Here is a 3,090-nt window from a genome sequence, read left to right as displayed (position 1 = left end):
TAATAGTATTGTGGCGGCTACCTACTTTACCAGGTTTGACCCAAGTATCATCGGCGGTTCTGGGCTTAACTTCTCTGTTCGGGATGGGAAGAGGTGAACACCAGGCCAATAGCCACCAACAAGATTTTCTGTTGGTTTATCAACAATGTCTTTTGAGTTTCAATGATTAACATTGAATTTCATGTCATATTGGAAGTAGAAGAGATAAAATAAAGAGATTTAATGTGCAAGCTGTTGGGTAATTAGTACTGCTCGGCTGAATATATTTCTATACATACACCTGCAGCCTATCAACGTCGTAGTCTACAACGACCCTTATGTGGAAGATTCATCTTCAGGCTAGTTTCGCACTTAGATGCTTTCAGCGCTTATCTATTCCCCACATAGCTACTCGGCCATGCCCCTGGCGGGACAACCGATTCACCAGCGGTGGGTCCACCCCGGTCCTCTCGTACTAAGGGCAGCCCCCGTCAATCTTCCTACGCCCACCACAGATAGGGACCGAACTGTCTCACGACGTTCTGAACCCAGCTCGCGTGCCACTTTAATCGGCGAACAGCCGAACCCTTGGGACCTTCTCCAGCCCCAGGATGTGACGAGCCGACATCGAGGTGCCAAACCTCCCCGTCGATGTGAGCTCTTGGGGGAGATCAGCCTGTTATCCCCGGCGTACCTTTTATCCTTTGAGCGATGGCCCTTCCATACAGAACCACCGGATCACTATACCCTGGTTTCCCACCTGCTCGACCCGTCGGTCTCACAGTCAAGCCTGCTTGTACTATTGCACTCCACACACGGTTACCAAGCGTGTTGAGCAGACCTTTGGAAGCCTCCGTTACACTTTTGGAGGCGACCACCCCAGTCAAACTACCCACCATGCACGGTCTCCCGCTTAGCGGGATTAGATCCCAGGCCAGCGAAGGGTGGTATTTCAACGTTGGCTCCATCATGCCTGGCGACACAACTTCATAGCCTCCCACCTATCCTACACATCCCTGACCCGAAAACAATGCAAAGCTATAGTAAAGGTGCACGGGGTCTTTCCGTCCCGTGGCGGGTAAGCGGCATCTTCACCGCTACTACAATTTCACCGAGCTCACGGCCGAGACAGTGCCCAGATCGTTACACCATTCGTGCAGGTCGGAACTTACCCGACAAGGAATTTCGCTACCTTAGGACCGTTATAGTTACGGCCGCCGTTTACTGGGGCTTCGATTCAATGCTTCTCTTGCGATGACATCCCCTCTTAACCTTCCAGCACCGGGCAGGTGTCAGGCCCTATACGTCAACTTTCGTTTTGGCAGAGCCCTGTGTTTTTGCTAAACAGTCGCCTGGGCCATTTCTCTGCGGCCTCTCTTGCGAGGAGGCTCCCCTTCTCCCGAAGTTACAGGGTTAATTTGCCGAGTTCCTTAGCCGTGATTCACTCGAGCACCTTAGAATATTCTTCTCGACTACCTGTGTCGGTTTACGGTACGGGTTGCAATAAGCTGATGTTTCAGAAACTTTTCTTGGAAGCGTTTTCGTATCTTCGCTTCGCCCGTAGGCTCCGCTCAACGCACTATTCCGTCAGTACGTAAATACCACAATACTCCGTCATTTCTTCACACTCAATGCAAGGGCAGGAATATTAACCTGCTGTCCATCGAAAATCGCCTGTCGGCTATCCCTTAGGCCCCGCCTAACCCTCCGTTGATTAGCATAGCGGAGGAATCCTTAGTCTTTCGGTGTGCGGATTTCTCATCCGCATTATCGTTACTTATGCCTACATTTGCTTTTCTCACCAGTCCAGCTCAGCTTACGCCAAACCTTCACCCCTGTGAGAATGCTCCCCTACCGATCGTAATAAATTACTATCGCATAGCTTCGGTAATATGCTTGATGCCCGTTTATTATCGATGCCCGCCCCGCTCGACCAGTGAGCTGTTACGCACTCTTTAAATGTATAGCTGCTTCCAAGCTAACATCCTGGCTGTCTCTGCAGTCGGACCCCCTTAGTTCAACTTAGCATATATTTTGGGACCTTAGCTGATGCTCTGGGTTGTTCCCCTCTCGGACTGGGACCTTAGCACCCCAGCCCTCACTGCCGTGTATATCATAGCCCATTCGGAGTTTGTCAGAGTTTGGTAGGATTTGACTCCCCCTAGCCCTATCAGTAGCTCTACCTGACCATGACTCAACCACGACGCTGTTCCTAAAAACATTTCGGGGAGTACGAGCTATTTCTCAGTTTGATTGGCCTTTCACCCCTACCCTCAGTTCATCCGAAAACTTTTCAACGTTTACCGGTTCGGTCCTCCACGATGTGTTACCAGCGCTTCAACCTGACCAAGGGTAGATCACCGAGTTTCGCGTCTACAGCCACTGACTAATCGCCCATTTCAGACTCGCTTTCGCTTCGGCTCCTGTTCTGCAAACATTAACCTTGCCAGTAACCGTAACTCGTAGGCTCATTATGCAAAAGGCACGGCGTCACCCGAAGGCTCCGCCCGCTTGTAAGCGCATGGTTTCAAGTTCTATTTCACCCCGCTGCTCGCGGTACTTTTCACCTTTCCCTCACGGTACTAGTTCACTATCGGTCTCTCAGGAGTATTTAGCCTTGGCGGATGGTGCCGCCGGATTCAGAGGGGATTTCTCCGGTCCCCACTTACTCAGGATACTCACTCAATTATGTCTCTTACCTGTACGGGACTCTCACCCTCTGCGGTTGGCCTTCCCAGACCATTCCAGTTCAATTCATAACCACTCGGTGAGTCCTACAACCCCAGTCTGGCCGTAACCAGGCTGGTTTGGGCTCTTCCGCGTTCGCTCGCCACTACTTGCGGAATCATTGTTATTTTCTTCTCCTGTGGGTACTTAGATGTTTCAGTTCCCCACGTTTGCCTCCATATAGGATAATACCACTTCATGGTATTGGGTTGCCCCATTCGGAAATCTGCGGATCAAGTCATATGTGCTGATCCCCGCAGCTTATCGCAGCTTATCACGTCCTTCATCGCCTCTGAGAGCCTAGGTATCCCCCATGCGCCCTTAATTCGCTTGCGCGATCTTTATCTTCTTCTCTTCTACTTCTCAATATGTCAATGAACTCGT

The 3,090-nt window shown here is 50.7% G+C and carries 2 rRNA genes; both read right to left on the bottom strand.

The annotated features are described in order from the left end of the window. Window positions 1-8: 8 nt before the first annotated feature. Window positions 9-120 (bottom strand): 5S ribosomal RNA (gene rrf / locus E0F88_RS33445). Between the two features lie 102 nt (window positions 121-222). Continuing rightward, window positions 223-3,042 (bottom strand): 23S ribosomal RNA (locus E0F88_RS33440). Window positions 3,043-3,090: the final 48 nt, after the last annotated feature.

It is taken from the genome of Dyadobacter psychrotolerans, assembly GCF_004349265.1.
Lineage (GTDB): Bacteria > Bacteroidota > Bacteroidia > Cytophagales > Spirosomataceae > Dyadobacter > Dyadobacter psychrotolerans.
Note: the sequence above shows the minus strand (reverse complement) of the source record. Positions and strands in the feature narration are given on the sequence as shown.